Source organism: Pseudomonas sp. RIT-562, from assembly GCF_026241895.1.
GTDB classification, from domain to species: Bacteria; Pseudomonadota; Gammaproteobacteria; order Pseudomonadales; family Pseudomonadaceae; genus Aquipseudomonas; species Aquipseudomonas mandelii_F.
Window position 1 is genome coordinate 147,722 of record NZ_JAPJIV010000003.1, and the last position, 17,690, is coordinate 165,411.

Here is a 17,690-nt window from a genome sequence, read left to right on the forward strand (position 1 = left end):
TCTGCGTCAATCCAGTGGCATTACGGTGACCCGCACTTCGGGGTCATGGTTGCCACCGCCCAGAATCACCCCGCGCAACGGCGACACATCCGAGAAATCACGGCCCCAGGCCAGGGTGATGTGCTCCAGTGCCGGCTGCACATTGTTGGTCGGATCGAAATCCACCCAACCCAGTACCGGGCAGAACACCGAGACCCAGGCATGCGAAGCGTCGGCGCCGATCAGTCGGGGCTGGCCGGGTGGTGGCTGAGTCAGCAGGTATCCGCTGATGTAGCGCGCCGCCAACCCTCGGGAGCGCACGCAAGCGAGCATCAGGTGGGCGAAGTCCTGGCAGACGCCGCGCCGCCGCTCCAGCACTTCCACCAGCGGTGTTGCGACCTGGGTCGCTTCGGCATCGAAGGTGAACTCGCTGAAAATCTTCTCCATCAATGCCTGAACCCCAAGCAGTAACGGCCTGCCGCGCGGAAAACAGCTTTGCGAAAACTCGACGAAATTGCGCTTCAAATGCACGTACGGTGATTCGAACCGATAACGGCAGGCTTCCAGTATCTCGGGGGACAGCGCATGGCTGCTGTAAGTCAGCGCGCTACGGGCGTCTTCCCATGGCAGCGAACGATTGAAATCCAGCGCTGGGCGAGCCATTACTTCAATGGTCAGGCTGGCATTGACCAGCAACTCGTCGTGAGGCCGCTCGAATGCCAGCCGGGTCAGTGGATTGCCGAAAACGTCCAGTTCGTCCCGGCGCGAGGTGGGGTCCGGGCTGATCTGCAGACGCTGATCGGTGCACTGCTGCCAGGCGCAAGGCCGCGGCCACAGGTGCGCCAGTTGCTGGGCCAGGGACACCGGACTGTCGTAGTGATAATGGGTGTCGTGAAAAATCTGGTAATGAGCGCTCATCAGACGGACACCGTGCGCTGGCTGACATCGTCGACATGAGCAAAATGCCGCAACGCCAGACGATCGGAGGCCTGTCCGCTGGCTTCGGCGATCTCCTGCAGCAGATCGGCCAGGCCGTCGACGGCAGCGCGTACGCTGGCTTCACCAAACAGCGGGTTCTGCAGGCAGCCCAGGTCGAACCGCCCCAGGCGTTCGACCAGGTGCGGCAGACTGGCTTCACGGGGCGCGCCAAAATCTTCGTTGAGGCGCTTCAGGGTGCGATTGACCAGTTTCAGCTGGAACAACACGGCATGGGGGTTCTGCTCGTCCAGCAATAACAAGTCCAGTACCGGTAGCAGTTGCGCCACCGCCAAGTAACGCGAGCGATAGGTGATACTGCTGTTACCCAGTTCCAGCAGCCATTCCAGGCCCGCTTGATCAAACACGCCGGTGCCGCGCAGGAATGCCGCGAGGCTGGAACTGAGAAACTGCAGCCGCTCGATGCGCCGGCCGATCATCAGGAAACGCCAGCCCTCATCGCGAGTCATATCGTCCAGGGCAAAACCCGACAGCGCGGCCAGGGACATCACCAGTCGGTTGAGGAAGTCCAGCAGCTCGCCGAAGTCCGGCTCTGCGGTTTCCAGCTCCATGGCTTCACGTTGCAGCTCGACCAGGGCCTGCCAGTTTTCCCGGGACAGCTTGCCGCGCACTTGCGAGGCCGCCCACTGCAAGCGTTGCAGGTTGGAGCGCAGGCTGAATGACCAGTCATCCCCCAGCAAAGCAGCCAGCAGGCGCTCCGGCAGCTCGCCTTCATCGGGCAACACCATCAGCCGCTCCCCGAGATCGACGGCGGCTTGCAGAGCTTGCGGGTCATCGCCGTCGACATAGCGTGCGAGCATGATGCGCAGCAACCGCGCGCTGTCATCGCAGCGTTCGCAGTAGCGACCAAACCAGAACAGGTTTTCCACCACCCGCGACGGCAGGTAAGGGTCACGTCGGACGAGGTCATGCACGCCAATCGTGCGCTGGGTTTTCCACTGTTCGCCGCTGGGAGGACGATCGCCCAGCACCCAGGTGTCCTTGCTCGCGCCGCCGCGTTGCATCGACACCACTTCGGCATTCGCCTCGGCAGCAACCCGGGTCAAGCCGCCGGGCAGCACGCGATATCCATCCTGGCTGGCCACTGCATACATGCGCATGCCGATGGCGCGCGGCTGCAAATGACCCTTTTCGGCCTGCCAGACCGGCGCCTGGGACAATTGCGCGAGTTCTTGCGCAACATAGGCATAAGGGCGCGCCTGCATGCGGCATGCTAGCTCTTCACGCTGTTTTTCGTTCAAATCACGGCCAAACACCGGAGTAAAACTCTGGGATGGAAAGGCCGGCTTGATCAGTAATTCCGGCAGTTTCTCCAGTGCCTGGGCCAGGACCGGAGCTTCGCCGCACCACCAAGTAGCGATGGACGGCAGGATCAGCTCTTCGCCAAACAGGAATTGATTGATCCTCGGCAGAAAGCCGAGCAACCCCGGCGACTCCAGCACACCGCTGCCCAGGGCGTTGGCGACCAGCACCCGGCCCTGCCTCACCGCCTCGAGCAAACCTGGCACGCCGAGGGCTGAGTCGGTGCGCAGCTCCAGTGGGTCGCAGAAGTCATCATCGAGCCGGCGCATGATCGCGTGGACCCGGCGCAAACCGCTCAGGGTCTTGAGGTACACCGTGGCATCCCGCACGGTCAGGTCACCGCCTTCCACCAGTGGATAACCGAGTTGCCGCGCCAGGTAGAGGTGTTCGAAATAGCTTTCGTTAAACCGCCCGGGCGTCAGCAACACGATCAACGGCGCCTCGGCATCGCTCGGCGCCTGGCGTGCCAGGGTCTCCTGCAACGTGCGGAAGAAACCGGCCAGGTGCTGCACCTTGAGATCGCGGTACAACTCCGGGAACGCCCGCGACACGATGGTGCGGTTCTCCAGCGCATAGCCCGCCCCCGAAGGCGCCTGGGTGCGATCCGCCGTCACCCACCAGCGACCATCTGGAGTGCGCGCCAGATCGACCGCGTACAGGTGCAGGAAAGTCTCGTCCGGCGGCATGATGCCCTGGCACGGCCAGAGAAAATTATTGTGACCAAACACCAGTTCGGCGGGCAACAGACCTTCAGCGATCAATCGTTGCGGGCCATACAGGTCTGCCAGGACGGCGTTGAGCAGGCGTGCGCGCTGGGCGATCCCGGCCGATAATTGCTGCCACTCATCAACAGCAATCACGTGCGGCAGCAGATCCAGCTCCCACGGCCGATCGGCGCCCTTGGGGTCGGCGTAGACGTTGTAGGTCACACCGTTTTCGTGGATCTGCCGGGTCAACAAGGCCTGACGCTGGACCAATTGCGCAGGGGTGCTGCGCTGCAATTGGTCGAACAGCCGACGCCAATGCGGGCGCACGGCTCCGCTGGCGTCGAGCAGTTCATGATAATTGCCCGCCGTGGGCGGGTAGCGGTCAAGCAGGTCAGGCATGGAAAGCTCGGCAGACAGCAAGGAACGGTCAGACTAACGCACGCTCATGACACCCGGATAGACGAAAAACCCGGGCGTCGCGTACGGTTCAAAAGCGTCGTAAATCGAGGGTCATCGGCAGCTCGTCGTTGATCTCCACAAGGGGCACCGACAGTTTGCCGGGGCTGTGTCCAATACGGAAAAACCGCGCCATCCGCCGGCTTTCTGCCTCGTTGGCGTTGACCGGCAAGCTGTCGTAGTTGCGTCCTCCCGGATGCGCCACGTGGTACTGGCAGCCGCCCAGGGAGCGCTGCATCCAGGTGTCGAGCAAGTCGAACACCAGGGGCGCGTGGACCGGGATGGTTGGCTGCAGGCAGTTGGCCGGTTGCCAGGCGCGGAAACGCACACCGGCGACGAACTCGCCGACTCGGCCAGTAGGCTGCAGCGGCACGGGAATGCCATTGCAGGTCAGCAGATAGCGCTGCGGCGGCAAACCGCTGAGCTTGACCTGCAGGCGCTCCAGGGACGAGTCCACGTAACGCACCGTGCCGCCAGGCGCGCCCTCCTCACCCAGCACATGCCAAGGCTCCAGTGCCTGGCGCAGTTCCAGCTCGATGCCACTGACGGCGTAATCGCCGACTTTGGGAAAACGGAACTCCAGGTGCGCGGCGAACCACTCGGCGCGCACAGGGTAACCGGCTGCATTCAAGTCGACGATAACGTCGGCGAAATCCTGTTCGATGAAGTGCGGCAACAGAAAGCGGTCATGCAGCTCGGTGCCCCAGCGCGCCAGCTTGGGCGGCGCATAAGGCTCACGCCAGAAGCGTGCGACCAGCGCGCGCAGCAGCAGCTGCTGGGTCAGGCTCATGCGCGCATGGGGCGGCATTTCAAAGGCGCGCAGTTCCAGCAAGCCGAGGCGACCGGTTGCCCCATCCGGGGAATACAGTTTGTCGATGCAGAACTCGGCCCGGTGAGTGTTGCCGGTGACATCGATCAGCAGGTTTCGCAGCAGCCGGTCCACCAGCCACGGCGCACACTCCTCGCCAGGTTCAGGCATCTGCGCGAAGGCGATCTCCAGTTCATATAACGCATCGTTGCGCGCCTCATCGACTCGCGGGGCTTGCGAAGTCGGGCCGATAAACAGGCCGGAGAACAGGTAGGACAGGGATGGATGGTTATGCCAATAGCTGATCAGGCTGCGCAACAGGTCCGGGCGCCGCAGGAATGGCGAGTCGGCCGGGGTTGCGCCGCCGAGAACAAAATGGTTGCCGCCGCCGGTGCCGGTGTGGCGACCATCAATCATGAATTTTTCGGTGGTCAGGCGAGTCTGCCGCGCCTGTTCGTAAAGAAACTCGGTGCGCTCGACCAGCTCGTCCCAGGTGGCAGAGGGTTGGACGTTGACCTCGATCACTCCCGGATCAGGCGTCACGCGAAAGTTGCTCAAGCGCGGATCGCTCGGCGGCTCGTAGCCTTCAAGCAGCACCGGGCAATGCAATTCCTCGGCGGTGGCCTCGATGGCCGCAACCAACTCCAGATAGTCCTCGACCCGCTCCAGCGGCGGCATGAACAAGTACAGTCGCCCTTCCCGCGCCTCGGCACAGAACGCGGTGCGGGTCAGCCAGTCGGCAGACTCGTCGATCTTTGGCGTGCGCTCCTCGACCGCCGCCGACTGGGCCTGACCTTGCAGTTGCGCAGAGTCGGGTAAGGGCGGGAACTCCTGATTCGGATCCGCGGGATGAATGAAAGGGTACTCTGCGGCCTTGACCCAGGGCTGCGAGCCGAGTGGCAAGCGGTATCCCAGCGGCGAGTCACCAGGTACCAACCGACAATGCTCGTCACGCAGGTACCAGCGACCACTTTGCCATTGGTCACCCTTGGCCGTACGCGCAAGGGGCAGCACCTGACCAATGACTTTATCCAGTCCCTGGCTGAACACCTTGCGCAAGCGCGCACGCTCCAGTGGTTCTTCCAGGCGCGAGTCTTCGGCGCTGACGTTCTGCGGCAAGCTGCCTTCACGCCAGAGGTAGTAGAAATTGTCTTCGTAGGCGGGGAACACGAAGCGCGTGGGAATTTTCAGGCGTTCGGCCGCACTTGCCAGAAAACGCCCGGCCAGCTCGCCATCAGCGCCGTAGTCCTGCTGCTCGTCGGCAATCAAACCAGGGTTATGCCAGATTGGCACACCATCGCGGCGCCAGTAGCAGTTCAGCGACCAGCGCGGCAGTTGCTCACCCGGATACCACTTACCCTGGCCGAAATGCACCAGGCCATTGGGCGCGTAACGCTTGCGCATGCGCTCGAACAGTTCGGCCGACAGGCGCCGCTTGTCCGGGCCGAGCGCGGCGGTGTTCCATTCGGCGCCGTCCGGATCGTCGATGGAGACGAAGGTCGGCTCGCCGCCCATGGTCAGGCGTACGTCGCTTTCCAGCAGGTCCCCATCGATCTGCCGCCCCAGCGCCTGAATCGCCAGCCATTGCTCTTCGGTATACGGCCGGGTGACGCGAGGGGCTTCCCAGATGCGCTCCACGGACATTTCATGGGTGAATTCGCACTCGCAGGGTTCCACCAGGCCGCTGATCGGTGCCGCAGAGCCCGGATCAGGGCTGCACGCCAATGGAATGTGGCCTTCGCCGGCAAACAGCCCGGAGGTGGCGTCCAGGCCGATCCAGCCGGCACCCGGCAGATAGACTTCGCACCAGGCGTGCAGGTCGGTGAAATCCACCTCGGTGCCCGAAGGCCCGTCGAGACTTTTCACATCGGCGGTCAGCTGGATCAGGTAACCGGAGACGAAACGTGCGGCCAGGCCAAGGTTGCGTAACAGTTGCACCAGCAGCCATGCAGAGTCGCGGCAGGAACCCGAGGCATGTTCGAGGGTATGCTCGGGAGTTTGCACACCCGGCTCCATGCGAATGAGATAGCCGATGTCTTCACTCAGGCGCTGATTCAGCGCAACCAGGAAATCCACGCTGGGCAACGGTGTGCGATCGATGCCGTCGAGGTAGGCCGCGAACTTTGGGGTCAGCGGCAAGGTTTCCAGATACGGCGCCAGTTCCTTGCGCTCGTCGGCGGCGTAGGTGAAGGGGATTTTATCGGCATAGGGTTCGAGGAAGAAGTCGAAAGGATTGAAGACGGCCATTTCCGCCAGCAGATCGACTTCGATTCGCAGCTCTTCGGTTTTTTCCGGAAACACCAACCGCGCCAGGTAATTGCCCTGGGGGTCCTGCTGCCAGTTGATGAAGTGCTGTTCGGGCGAGACTTTCAGCGCATAGGACAAGATCCGCGTGCGACTGTGGGCGGCCGGGCGCAGCCGCACAATCTGCGGCCCGAGCTCGACGGCGCGGTCGTAGCGGTAATGCGTGACGTGATGCAATGCGACATGTATCGACACGGCGTGCCTCCTGCGAGCCCTAAGCGTATGTGTAAAGCGCGCAAGACTTATGCCATCCAGCACGGCTGGCGCTTTGTGCGATTGCTTGAGGCAGTACAGCACCAAAATCGGGCGATGCGGGAAATTGGTTTGGAGCATTTGCACGAAAATGTCGCGAAAATCAAAAGAAGCACAATGCAAAACGCCAACCCGAAGGTTGGCGTTCTGTTATCAGCGATCAGCGCTTAGCGCGGCACTACCGGCTTGCGCGTAGGCTTGGGCCCTTTACCTTTGGCCGCGTCCTTGCGCTCCTTGGCCGCCTGCTGGTTGCGGGCGAACGCCGCTGCCTTGGCCTGTTCACGCTTGTCCCACGGGTTACCACCATCGCTGGCACGCGGTGGCAGGCCGGTGTGCTGGGTCAGGATCTTGGTGGTCTTCTCACCCGCTACTTTATGGCTACCGGCTGGCGTCGAGTTCTTGCGACGGGCGCTCTGATAGCTGTCGGTGGCCGGCTGATGCAGCGGGATCAACTGGTTCTTGCCCGGCCCGATCAGGTCGGCACGGCCCATGCGGGTCAGGGCTTCACGCAGCATCGGCCAGCCTTTCGGATCGTGATAACGCAAGAACGCCTTGTGCAGACGACGCTGCTCTTCGCTCTTGACGATGGTCACGGCGTCGCTCTTGTAAGTCACCTTACGCAGCGGGTTCTTGCCCGAGTGGTACATCGCGGTGGCGGTCGCCATCGGCGACGGATAGAACGCCTGCACCTGGTCGGCACGGAAGCCGTTGCCCTTGAGCCACAGGGCCAGGTTCATCATGTCTTCGTCGGTGGTGCCCGGGTGGGCGGCGATGAAGTACGGAATCAGGTACTGCTCTTTCCCGGCTTCCTTGGAGTACTTCTCGAACATGCGCTTGAACTTGTCATAGCTGCCGATGCCCGGTTTCATCATCTGATTGAGCGGACCTTCCTCGGTGTGTTCCGGGGCGATCTTCAGGTAACCACCGACGTGGTGAGTTACCAGCTCCTTGACGTATTCCGGCGACTCGACCGCGAGGTCGTAGCGCAGACCGGAAGCGATCAGGATCTTCTTCACGCCCGGCAGGGCTCGGGCGCTGCGGTACAGCTGAATCAGCGACGAGTGGTCAGTGTTCAGGTTCGGGCAAATGCCTGGGAACACGCAGGACGGCTTGCGGCATGCGGATTCGATTTCCGGAGTCTTGCAGGCAATGCGATACATGTTCGCAGTCGGGCCGCCGAGGTCGGAAATGACTCCGGTAAAACCTGGCACCTTGTCGCGGATTTCTTCAATTTCGCGAATGATCGACTCTTCGGAACGGTTCTGGATGATCCGGCCTTCGTGCTCGGTGATCGAGCAGAAGGTGCAGCCGCCGAAGCAGCCACGCATGATGTTCACCGAGAAGCGAATCATGTCGTAGGCCGGAATTTTCTCCTTGCCGTACGCCGGGTGCGGGATGCGCGCATAGGGCATGCCGAACACGTAGTCCATTTCTTCAGTAGTCATCGGAATCGGCGGCGGGTTGAACCAGACGTCGACTTCGCCGTGCTTCTGTACCAGCGCACGGGCGTTGCCCGGGTTGGTTTCCAGGTGCAGTACGCGGTTGGCGTGGGCGTACAAAACCGCGTCGGCACGGACTTTTTCTACCGACGGCAGACGAATTACGGTCTTGTCGCGGGTCATGCGCGGGCTGGCGAGGATCTGCACGACCTTGGCTTCAGTCGGATCCTCAACCGGCCCCTTTTCCTGCTCGATGGCGCAGGCTTGGGTGTCCTGGGTGTTGACGTACGGGTTGATGATCTTGTCGATCTTGCCCGGACGGTCGATGCGCGTGGAATCGACTTCGTACCAATCTTTGGGCGTGTCGCGACGGATGAACGCGGTGCCGCGCACGTCGGTGATGTCTTCGATCTTGTGACCGTAGGACAGGCGCTGTGCGACTTCGACGATCGCCCGCTCGGCGTTGCCGTAGAGCAGGATGTCGGCGCAGGCGTCGATCAGGATCGAGTTGCGCACCCGGTCCTGCCAATAATCGTAGTGGGCGATGCGGCGCAGGGACGCTTCAATGCCACCGAGCACGATCGGCACGTTCTTGTAGGCTTCCTTGCAACGCTGGCTGTACACCAGGCTCGCGCGGTCCGGACGTTTGCCCGCCATGCCACCCGGGGTGTAGGCGTCATCGGAACGGATTTTTTTGTCGGCGGTGTAGCGGTTGATCATCGAGTCCATGTTGCCGGCCGCGACGCCGAAGAACAGGTTCGGCTCGCCGAGCTTCATGAAGTCGTCTTTGGACTGCCAGTTCGGCTGGGCAATGATCCCGACGCGGAAGCCTTGCGACTCCAGCAGCCGGCCGATGATCGCCATGCCAAACGACGGATGGTCGACGTAGGCATCACCGGTGACGATGATGATGTCGCATGAATCCCAGCCAAGCTGATCCATCTCCTCCCTGCTCATCGGCAGGAATGGCGCTGGACCGAAACATTCGGCCCAGTACTTGGGATAGTCAAATAACGGCTTGGCTGTTTGCATGACGATGACCGGTGTTGGTGTAGATAAGGACGCGCTTATTCACTGAAAATTTCGCGGGCGCGGAATATAGCACAAAAACTGACCAATTCCGACGGTAGCGGTCGGCTTTTACCATCAGCCCTCCCTCCCCCCGGGTCGAATGCCGCCTAGTCCGAGAAGGCGCTCGCGTTTGGCTAGGTTTCGCTCACTGATCCTCAAGCAGAGTCTCTCCATAAAAATCGCGCAGGTGCAAAGCGCTAGTTATAGAAATAAGTTGTTAATTAATTGGGCCGCGACTGTGTTGCAAGAGAGAAATCAATTTGAAAAAGTAGAACAGGAATAAATCCGATGTTTATAAACATTAATCCAGGAGCGACAAATGTTCAGGAAAAGTCTTTCAACGATTGGTTTAATATCTTTTTTGCTTTGTAACAACGCCATGGCTCAATCACCCGACCCATTGCATATAGTGGGTAACTATAAATGCACAGGGTACGACAGCCATGAAGGGTATTTTGAAGGCGACCTGACATTCACTCTTGACGAGAAAGCCAGCAATTTTGCCCAAAGCTTTGGCGCCTACCAATTCAAGTTCCGCGTCGATCCCAACGGAACACCTGTCACCTATACCGGCTTTGCGGCGGCACAAGGTCAAACGCTGGCAATGTACTTTGCCAATGACAGCCAGCAAGCCCCTACTGATCTCGGCGTGGGCATGGCATCCATAACCAATGCCCAAGACAGCAATGGTAAATACACCACCACCCTGCACAAATCTTATTATGCGCCGTACTACCAACGCGACGCCAAAGATGGCCCCGGTGCCGGTGGGCGCGGAACGGAAACCTGCGTTAAACAGTAAACAGATAATAAACCCTGCGCTGCCGACCGATAGATATATGGGTCGGCAGCGACTGCAATTAATTACTCGTCGTCGAAGTTGTAACTACCCGGCGCCAGGTTTTCGAAGCGGGTGTACTTGCCAATGAACGCCAGTCGCGACGTGCCGATAGGACCGTTCCGCTGTTTACCGATGATGATCTCGGCAATGCCCTTGTGCTCGGTTTCCGGGTGATACACCTCATCCCGGTACACGAACATGATGACGTCAGCATCCTGCTCGATCGCTCCGGATTCCCGGAGGTCAGAGTTGATCGGGCGTTTGTTGGGACGTTGCTCCAGGGAACGGTTGAGCTGGGACAGCGCCACCACCGGGCAGTTGAATTCCTTCGCCAGCGCCTTTAGGGACCGGGAGATCTCGGAAATCTCGTTGGTCCGGTTATCGCCACCGGAACCTGGAATCTGCATCAATTGCAGGTAGTCGATCATGATCAGCGCGACATCACCGTGTTCACGCACCAGACGCCGGGTCCGTGCACGCATCTCCGATGGGCTGATACCAGCCGTATCGTCGATGAACAGCTTGCGATCGTTGAGCAGGTTGACCGCCGAGGTCAGGCGCGGCCAATCGTCGTCATCGAGACGACCGGCACGGACCTTGGTCTGGTCGATCCGACCAAGCGACGACAACATACGCATGATCAGCGACTCACCTGGCATCTCCAGCGAGTAGACCAGCACGCACTTGTCACTGCGCAACACGGCGTTTTCCACCAGGTTCATCGCAAAGGTGGTTTTACCCATGGATGGACGGCCGGCAACGATGATCAGGTCGGACGGCTGCAGGCCGCTGGTCTTCTCGTCGAGGTCGGTGTAGCCGGTGGACAGGCCAGTGATGGCGTTGTCGGTGTTGAACAAGGTGTCGATGCGGTCGATGGCCTTGGTCAGCAGGTCATTCACACTGACCGGGCCGCCGGTTTTTGGCCGGGCCTCGGCAATCTGGAAAATCTGCCGCTCGGCTTCGTCGAGGATCTCTTCAGCAGTGCGACCTCCTGGATTGAAGGCGCTGTCAGCGATCTCGGTGGCGATACCGATCAGTTGGCGCAAGGTCGCTCGGGCGCGGACGATCTGCGCATACGCCTTGATGTTGGCGACGGACGGCGTGTTTTTCGCCAGCTCGCCCAGGTAACCGAGGCCACCGACCTGCGAGGTCTGACCTTCCTTGTCCAATTGCTCGGCAAGGGTCACGACGTCGATCGGCGAGTTCTGGTCGGCGAGCTTGGCGATCGCGCGGAAGATCAGACGGTGGTCATGTCGATAGAAATCGCCGTCCGACACTTGATCGAGCACGCGCTCCCAGGCGTTGTTGTCCAGCATCAAACCACCGAGCACGGCCTGTTCGGCCTCGATGGAATGTGGCGGCACCTTCAGGGCAGCGGTTTGCAGATCGTATTGCTCAGGAGCGGAGATATCGTTCATGGCCACTTGGTAATTTTATGAAAAGCAGGAAATACAGAAAGACAAAGGGCACGACCTGTAAACAGGATCGTGCCCGATGTTACCGACAAGCACCCGAGGGTGCCAGCCGACAAGTGCTGCTTAAGCTGCTACCACGACAACGCGTACGGTGGCTTCAACTTCGGCGTGCAGGTGCACGGCTACGTCGAATTCGCCTACGTTGCGGATAGTGCCGTTCGGCAGACGAACTTCGCTTTTTGCAACTTCAACGCCAGAGGCGGTCAGTGCATCAGCGATGTCGTGGGTGCCGATCGAACCGAACAGCTTGCCTTCGTCACCAGCGGTGGCAGTGATAGTCACTTCCAGCTCAGCCAGTTGGGCGGCACGGCTTTCAGCCGAAGTTTTGCGGTCTGCTGCGGCTTTTTCCAGCTCAGCGCGACGCTCTTCGAACGCAGCCAGGTTGGCCGGGGTCGCAGCGGTAGCTTTGCCGTAAGGCAGCAGGTAGTTACGACCGTAACCAGCCTTAACGTTCACTTTGTCACCCAGGTTGCCCAGGTTGGTGACTTTTTCCAGAAGGATCAGTTGCATGTGAAAATCCTCTTAACTTTTAACCTTCACCGTTCGCGTTATCGGCGTCTTTCGGCGCCAGACGACCGCGAAAATCAATCAGGCTGTCGACGATGGCCAAGACCACCAGCAACGGATAGATCAGCTGCATGAACAGCAACAGCGTGACGTACAACCCCACCAACCAGAACCTGGCCAATCGCTTCTGCGCCACCAGCCCATGAATCAGGGACAGTCCGGCGAACATCAGCGCTACGCTGCACAACGGCGTCAACATGGCCATCTGTGGACCGATGTTCGGCCCCAGAAGCATGCACGCCAGCAGCAACATCGCTGGTAGAAGCGGGAAGCGGATGGCGCGAAACTCGCGACCAAAACCACCCGGGTTGTACAACAACGCCTGCCAGTAGCGCCCGACAATCAGGCTCAGCACACTGACGATTTGCAACAAGGCCGCAATCAGGCCGGTCAGGACCGGTGCAATCAGGGACGCAAAATGCGCTTGCTCGTCTACCGACAACTTCTGGTAGACATCACCGAGTAGCGACGGCATGACCTTTATCAAGGCCTGCGCCAGCATCTCGATCTGGGGACCAAAAGCCATCCCCAGCACCACTGAAAACACCACTCCCATCGCTATGCTGACCAGCAGCACGCGGTTCCAGGACTCGCTTGCGCGCAAAACCAACGCAAGGCTCCAAGACCCCAGCAGCACCAGAAGTGAGCGTGGGTCATCGGCATAAAGCCACCAGACCAAGGCCGGCAGCAGTCCCAGAGCAAGAACGCTCGTCGCGTCCCTCAATCCGCGCCGCAGGAGCACGAAGCACCCAGCGGCAGCACCCAACCAATACAACAACGGCAATGCCGCGCATCCGGCCACTACGAGAGTGGCCTGCATACGGCCGCGCATGATGAACTCAGCTATGGCACGCATGCATTCAATCCTTTGCTACGAGTCGACTGCCCGGTCTCAGCGGCCGTGGCTGTCGGTGTAGGCCAGCAGGGCCAGGAAGCGGGCGCGCTTGATAGCGGTGGCCAGCTGACGCTGATAACGAGCTTTGGTACCGGTGATGCGGCTTGGAACAATTTTGCCGGTCTCGGATACGTAGGCTTTCAGAGTGTTGAGATCTTTGTAATCGATCTCTTTCACGTCTTCAGCGGTGAAGCGGCAGAATTTACGACGACGGAAGAAACGTGCCATGTAATAGGCTCCTCAAAAGGTCCGTGGATTACTCGTCAGCGTTATCGCTGTTGTCGCTGTCATCACTATCAGCGCTTTCAGCGCCTTCGTGCTCAGGACGGTCGCGACGCTCACGGCGCTCACTGCGGTTTTCTTCAGCCTTGAGCATCTCGGATTGGCCGGTAACGGCTTCTTCGCGACGGATGACCAGGTTACGGATCACTGCATCGTTGTAGCGGAAGTTGTCTTCCAGCTCGGCCAGGGCCTTGCCAGTGCACTCAACGTTCAGCATCACGTAGTGAGCCTTGTGAACATTGTTGATTGCGTAGGCCAGTTGACGACGGCCCCAATCTTCCAGACGGTGGATTTTGCCGCCGTCTTCTTCGATCAGCTTGGTGTAACGCTCAACCATGCCGCCGACTTGCTCGCTTTGATCCGGGTGGACCAAAAAGATGATTTCGTAATGACGCATGAATGCTCCTTACGGGTTGTAGCCTGCCGCTCAAAAGCGGTCAGACAAGGAGTGAATGACACTTATGGACTTGCTTGCGATAGACACATGCGTGCCTGCCGTCACAGCAAGGGGCGCAATTGTAGAGAAGGGACGGGTGAGGCGCAAGGCAATTGGTGATTATTTGAACAATCACCTGGACTCAATTCCGAACACCTTAGGAACCTGTAGGAGCTGTCGAGCGAAACGAGGCTGCGATCTTTTGATCTTGCTTTTAAAAAACAACATCAAAAGATCGCAGCCTCGTTTCACTCGACAGCTCCTACGGGGTCCCACGGGGCCTGCGAGTCCTGCGTAGTGTCAGGACTTTTTGGTGGTGGCCTTGACGCTACGCTGGCGCTGGGCTTCGAATAGGCATACGCCCGTCGCCACGGACACGTTGAGACTGCTGACGCTGCCAGCCATCGGCAGGTGCACCAGATAGTCGCAGAGGTCACGAGTCAGGCGACGCATGCCGCTGCCTTCCGCACCCATGATCAGGATGGTCGGACCGGTCATGTCGTGCTGATACAGACTCTGTTCAGCCTCGCCCGCCGTGCCGACCACCCACAAGCCGCGCTGCTTGAGTTTTTCAAGCGTGCGCGCGAGGTTGGTCACTGCTACCAGTGGAATCACTTCCGCTGCACCGCAGGCGACCTTGCGCACAGTCGGGGTCAGGGTAGCCGACTTGTCCTTGGGCACAATCACCGCCAGCGCGCCGGCCGCATCAGCCGAACGCAGGCAGGCGCCGAGGTTGTGCGGGTCGGTCACGCCGTCCAGCACCAGCAGCAGCGGTGCGCCGTCGGTGCGATCCAGCAGCTCGTCGAGCATCGCCTCGCCCCAGACCTGGCTCGGACTGACGTCCGCCACCACGCCCTGGTGCACGCCTTCGACCCAGGCATCCAGCTCACGACGCTCGGCATTGCCGACCGCCACGCGATTTTCCGCAGCGAGCTCGATCAGCGTTTGTACGCGCGGATCATTGCGACCTTCAGCCAACCAGATTTGCTTGACGCGTTTCGGGTGGTGACGAAGCAACGCTTCTACGGCATGCACGCCGTAGATTTTTTCCAACTGACTCATGACTTGGCCTTAGGTTTACGCGCCCCGCCGCTTTTGGCTGGGGCCGAGCCCGCTTTTGGCGGGCCTTTACGGTGCTTGCTCGGTTTGCTGCCGGGAGCCTTGTCAGGCGCCGACCGTCCGGTCTTTCCCCCAGACGCCGCTTTACCGCCGCTTTTCGCTTCAGACAGCAATGCCTGCTTCAATTCACGGCTCTTGCGCAGCTCGGCATTTTTCGCCGCTGCATCGCTCGGGCGATAGGCTTCGACAGCCTTTTCCTTCGCAGGGCGACGACCGGTTTTCGCCGGTGCCGGCTCTGCCGCGGTTTTAGCCGCAGATTTGCTGGCTGGTTCGGTTTTCTCATTCCCGCGCTTCTTGCGACCGATCGGCGCGCTGATGGTTTTTTCAGCCATCTCGAAGTCGATCTTGCGTTCGTCGAGATCAACGCGCATGACGCGCACTTCAACGGTATCGCCCAGACGGAAGCTGCGACCGGTGCGCTCGCCGGCGAGGCGGTGGTGCACAGGATCGAAGTGGTAGTAATCCCCCGGCAGCGCAGTGACGTGCACCAGGCCTTCGACGTAGATATCGGTCAGCTCGACGAACAGACCAAAACCGGTCACCGCAGTGATCACACCCGGGAACGATTCGCCCACGCGATCTTTCATGAACTCGCACTTGAGCCAGTTCACTACGTCGCGGGTCGCTTCGTCGGCACGGCGCTCGCTCATCGAGCACTGCTCGCCGAGTTGCTCCAGGGCCGCTTCGTCGTACGGATAGATCCGCGCTTTCGGAATGGTCATCGCGCCGGCACGGCGAACGTGTGGCGTGTCCTGTTTCGAATGGATCACGCTGCGGATCGCCCGGTGCGTGAGCAGGTCGGGGTAGCGGCGGATCGGCGAGGTGAAGTGGGTATAGGCTTCGTAATTCAGGCCGAAGTGGCCCTGGTTATCGGCGCTATACACCGCCTGACTCAACGAACGCAGCATGACGGTCTGGATCAGGTGGAAATCCGGACGGTCCTTGATGCTCGCCAGCAATGCCTGGTAATCCTTCGGCGACGGGCCGTCCTTGCCTTTGTGCAGGGACAGGCCGAGCTCACCGAGAAACGCGCGCAGTTTTTCCAGACGCTCCGGTGGCGGACCGTTGTGAACGCGATACAGAGCCGGGATTTCGTGTTTCTTGAGGAATTCTGCGGTGGCCACGTTGGCGGCCAGCATGCATTCCTCGATCAGCTTGTGCGCATCATTGCGAACCGTCGGACGGATTTCCGCAATCTTGCGCTCGGTGCCGAAGATGATCCGGGTTTCCTGAGTTTCGAAATCGATCGCACCACGCACATGACGCGCGCCCAGCAACACCTTGTACAGCGCGTAAAGCTGCTTGAGGTGCGGCAGGACGTCGTTGTACTCGCCGCGAAGCTGGCGCGCCTCGGTGAGTTTCGGCGTTTCCAGCATCGCGCTGACCTTGTTGTAGGTCAGGCGGGCATGGGAGTGGATCACCGCTTCGTAGAAGCAGTAGTCAGTCATCTCGCCGGATTTGGAGATGGTCATCTCGCAAACCATGGCCAGGCGATCGACGTGTGGATTCAGCGAGCACAGGCCGTTGGACAGCTGCTCCGGCAGCATCGGGATCACGCGCTCGGGGAAGTACACCGAGTTGCCACGAACCTGGGATTCGTTGTCCAGGGCCGAGCCGATTTTCACGTAGCTGGAGACGTCGGCAATCGCCACGTACAACTTCCAGCCGCCGGAGAACAGGCGCAGCTTGCCCGGCTTGGCTTCACAGTAAACGGCATCATCGAAGTCGCGCGCGTCTTCACCGTCAATGGTGACGAAAGGCAGATGACGCAGGTCGATGCGCTTCTCTTTGTCTTTCTCTTCCACTTCAGGCTTGAGCTTGGCGGCTTCTTTCAACACCGCTTCAGGCCAGACGTGCGGGATATCGTACGCGCGCAGGGCAACATCGATTTCCATGCCCGGCGCCATGTAGTTGCCCACGACCTCGACCACGTCGCCTTGCGGCTGGAAGCGCGGAGTCGGCCAGTGAGTGATCTTCACCTCAACGAATTGACCGATCTTGGCGTTGGCATTACGGCCTGGCGTGACCAGCACTTCCTGCTGGATCTTCGGGTTGTCGGCAACTACGAAGCCGATACCGCCTTCTTCGAAGTAACGGCCAACGATGGTCTCGTGGGCACGGGACACCACTTCGACGATCATGCCCTCGCGGCGACCACGACGGTCCAGGCCGGAGACACGGGCCAGGGCACGGTCACCGTCGAACACCAGGCGCATTTGCGCCGGGCTCATGAACAGGTCGTCGCTACCGTCGTCCGGCACCAGGAAGCCGAAGCCGTCCCGGTGACCGCTGATGCGACCGAGGATCAAGTCGAGCTTGTCCACCGGCGCATAAGTGCCACGACGGGTATAGATGAGTTGAGCGTCGCGCTCCATGGCGCGCAGGCGGCGGCGCAGGGCTTCGATCTGGTCTTCTGTGGTCAGACCAAACTCTTCGACCAGTTGCTCGCGGTTAGCAGGCGAACCCCGATCAGCAAGATGCTGAAGGATCAGTTCGCGGCTAGGAATAGGGTTATCGTATTTTTCCGCTTCACGAGCGGCCTCGGGATCGAGGGACTGCCAATCGGCCATTAGAGAGTTTTCACCTTGTCTATATGCGGGTTAGTTTGGCATAGGCGTAATGAAACGGGAAATTTCAGGCTGCGACAGCCCACCTAAAGCCCTTTATCGACACCTGAACGCTGATTTAAATGCCGCTGGTAAAATTTTCCAGGTTTTTTTGATCCCAGGGGTTTACAGTTAAAAAGACGCTCCGTATAGTG

Annotated in this window: 12 protein-coding genes; 1 reads left to right on the plus strand and 11 read right to left on the minus strand. The window is 60.1% G+C overall.

The window, feature by feature from the left end:
- Window positions 1-6: 6 nt before the first annotated feature.
- The 4 genes from ORL50_RS05595 to ORL50_RS05610 all read right to left on the minus strand — a co-directional run bounded on the left by ORL50_RS05595 (window position 7) and on the right by ORL50_RS05610 (window position 9,275).
- Window positions 7-897, minus strand: coding sequence for a transglutaminase family protein (locus tag ORL50_RS05595; RefSeq protein WP_266010905.1), 891 nt, complete (start codon window positions 895-897; stop codon window positions 7-9).
- The gene (locus tag ORL50_RS05600) at window positions 897-3,383 is read right to left on the minus strand and encodes a circularly permuted type 2 ATP-grasp protein (protein WP_266010908.1); all 2,487 of its coding nucleotides are present in this window, start codon (window positions 3,381-3,383) and stop codon (window positions 897-899) included. The genes ORL50_RS05595 and ORL50_RS05600 overlap by 1 nt, the downstream gene beginning before the upstream one ends.
- An 88-nt stretch (window positions 3,384-3,471) precedes the next feature.
- Window positions 3,472-6,747: a transglutaminase family protein gene (locus ORL50_RS05605; RefSeq protein WP_266010910.1), complete on the minus strand. Its 3,276-nt coding sequence runs from the start codon at window positions 6,745-6,747 to the stop codon at window positions 3,472-3,474.
- Window positions 6,748-6,971: 224 nt separating this feature from the next.
- Complete coding sequence (locus ORL50_RS05610; RefSeq protein WP_266010912.1) at window positions 6,972-9,275, minus strand: YgiQ family radical SAM protein; 2,304 nt, start codon at window positions 9,273-9,275, stop codon at window positions 6,972-6,974.
- Between the two features lie 358 nt (window positions 9,276-9,633).
- Between ORL50_RS05610 and ORL50_RS05615 the strand changes: the two genes are divergently transcribed.
- Window positions 9,634-10,116, plus strand: a complete 483-nt coding sequence (locus ORL50_RS05615; RefSeq protein WP_266010914.1) for a hypothetical protein — start codon at window positions 9,634-9,636, stop codon at window positions 10,114-10,116.
- Between the two features lie 62 nt (window positions 10,117-10,178).
- Here ORL50_RS05615 and dnaB read toward each other — a convergent pair whose 3' ends face one another.
- The 7 genes from dnaB to rnr form a co-directional block, all read right to left on the minus strand.
- Entirely contained in the window at window positions 10,179-11,573 is a 1,395-nt protein-coding gene (dnaB, locus tag ORL50_RS05620) for a replicative DNA helicase (protein WP_266010916.1), read from the minus strand.
- Between the two features lie 120 nt (window positions 11,574-11,693).
- The gene (gene rplI / locus ORL50_RS05625; protein ID WP_008035347.1) at window positions 11,694-12,140 is read right to left on the minus strand and encodes a 50S ribosomal protein L9; all 447 of its coding nucleotides are present in this window, start codon (window positions 12,138-12,140) and stop codon (window positions 11,694-11,696) included.
- A 19-nt stretch (window positions 12,141-12,159) separates the two neighbouring features.
- Window positions 12,160-13,053, minus strand: a complete 894-nt coding sequence (locus ORL50_RS05630) for a YybS family protein (RefSeq protein WP_266010920.1) — start codon at window positions 13,051-13,053, stop codon at window positions 12,160-12,162.
- A gap of 36 nt (window positions 13,054-13,089) precedes the next feature.
- Window positions 13,090-13,320 (minus strand): 30S ribosomal protein S18, encoded by a 231-nt coding sequence (rpsR, locus tag ORL50_RS05635; protein WP_002551829.1) that lies wholly within the window; start codon window positions 13,318-13,320, stop codon window positions 13,090-13,092.
- A 28-nt stretch (window positions 13,321-13,348) separates the two neighbouring features.
- Window positions 13,349-13,771, minus strand: a complete 423-nt coding sequence (rpsF, locus tag ORL50_RS05640) for a 30S ribosomal protein S6 (RefSeq protein WP_003217491.1) — start codon at window positions 13,769-13,771, stop codon at window positions 13,349-13,351.
- Between the two features lie 339 nt (window positions 13,772-14,110).
- Window positions 14,111-14,872, minus strand: a complete 762-nt coding sequence (rlmB, locus tag ORL50_RS05645) for a 23S rRNA (guanosine(2251)-2'-O)-methyltransferase RlmB (protein WP_266010930.1) — start codon at window positions 14,870-14,872, stop codon at window positions 14,111-14,113.
- Window positions 14,869-17,499 carry a ribonuclease R gene (gene rnr / locus ORL50_RS05650; RefSeq protein WP_266010932.1) on the minus strand — a complete coding sequence of 877 codons (2,631 nt, stop codon included), beginning with the start codon at window positions 17,497-17,499 and terminating at the stop codon, window positions 14,869-14,871. The genes rlmB and rnr overlap by 4 nt, the downstream gene beginning before the upstream one ends.
- Window positions 17,500-17,690 lie beyond the last annotated feature (191 nt).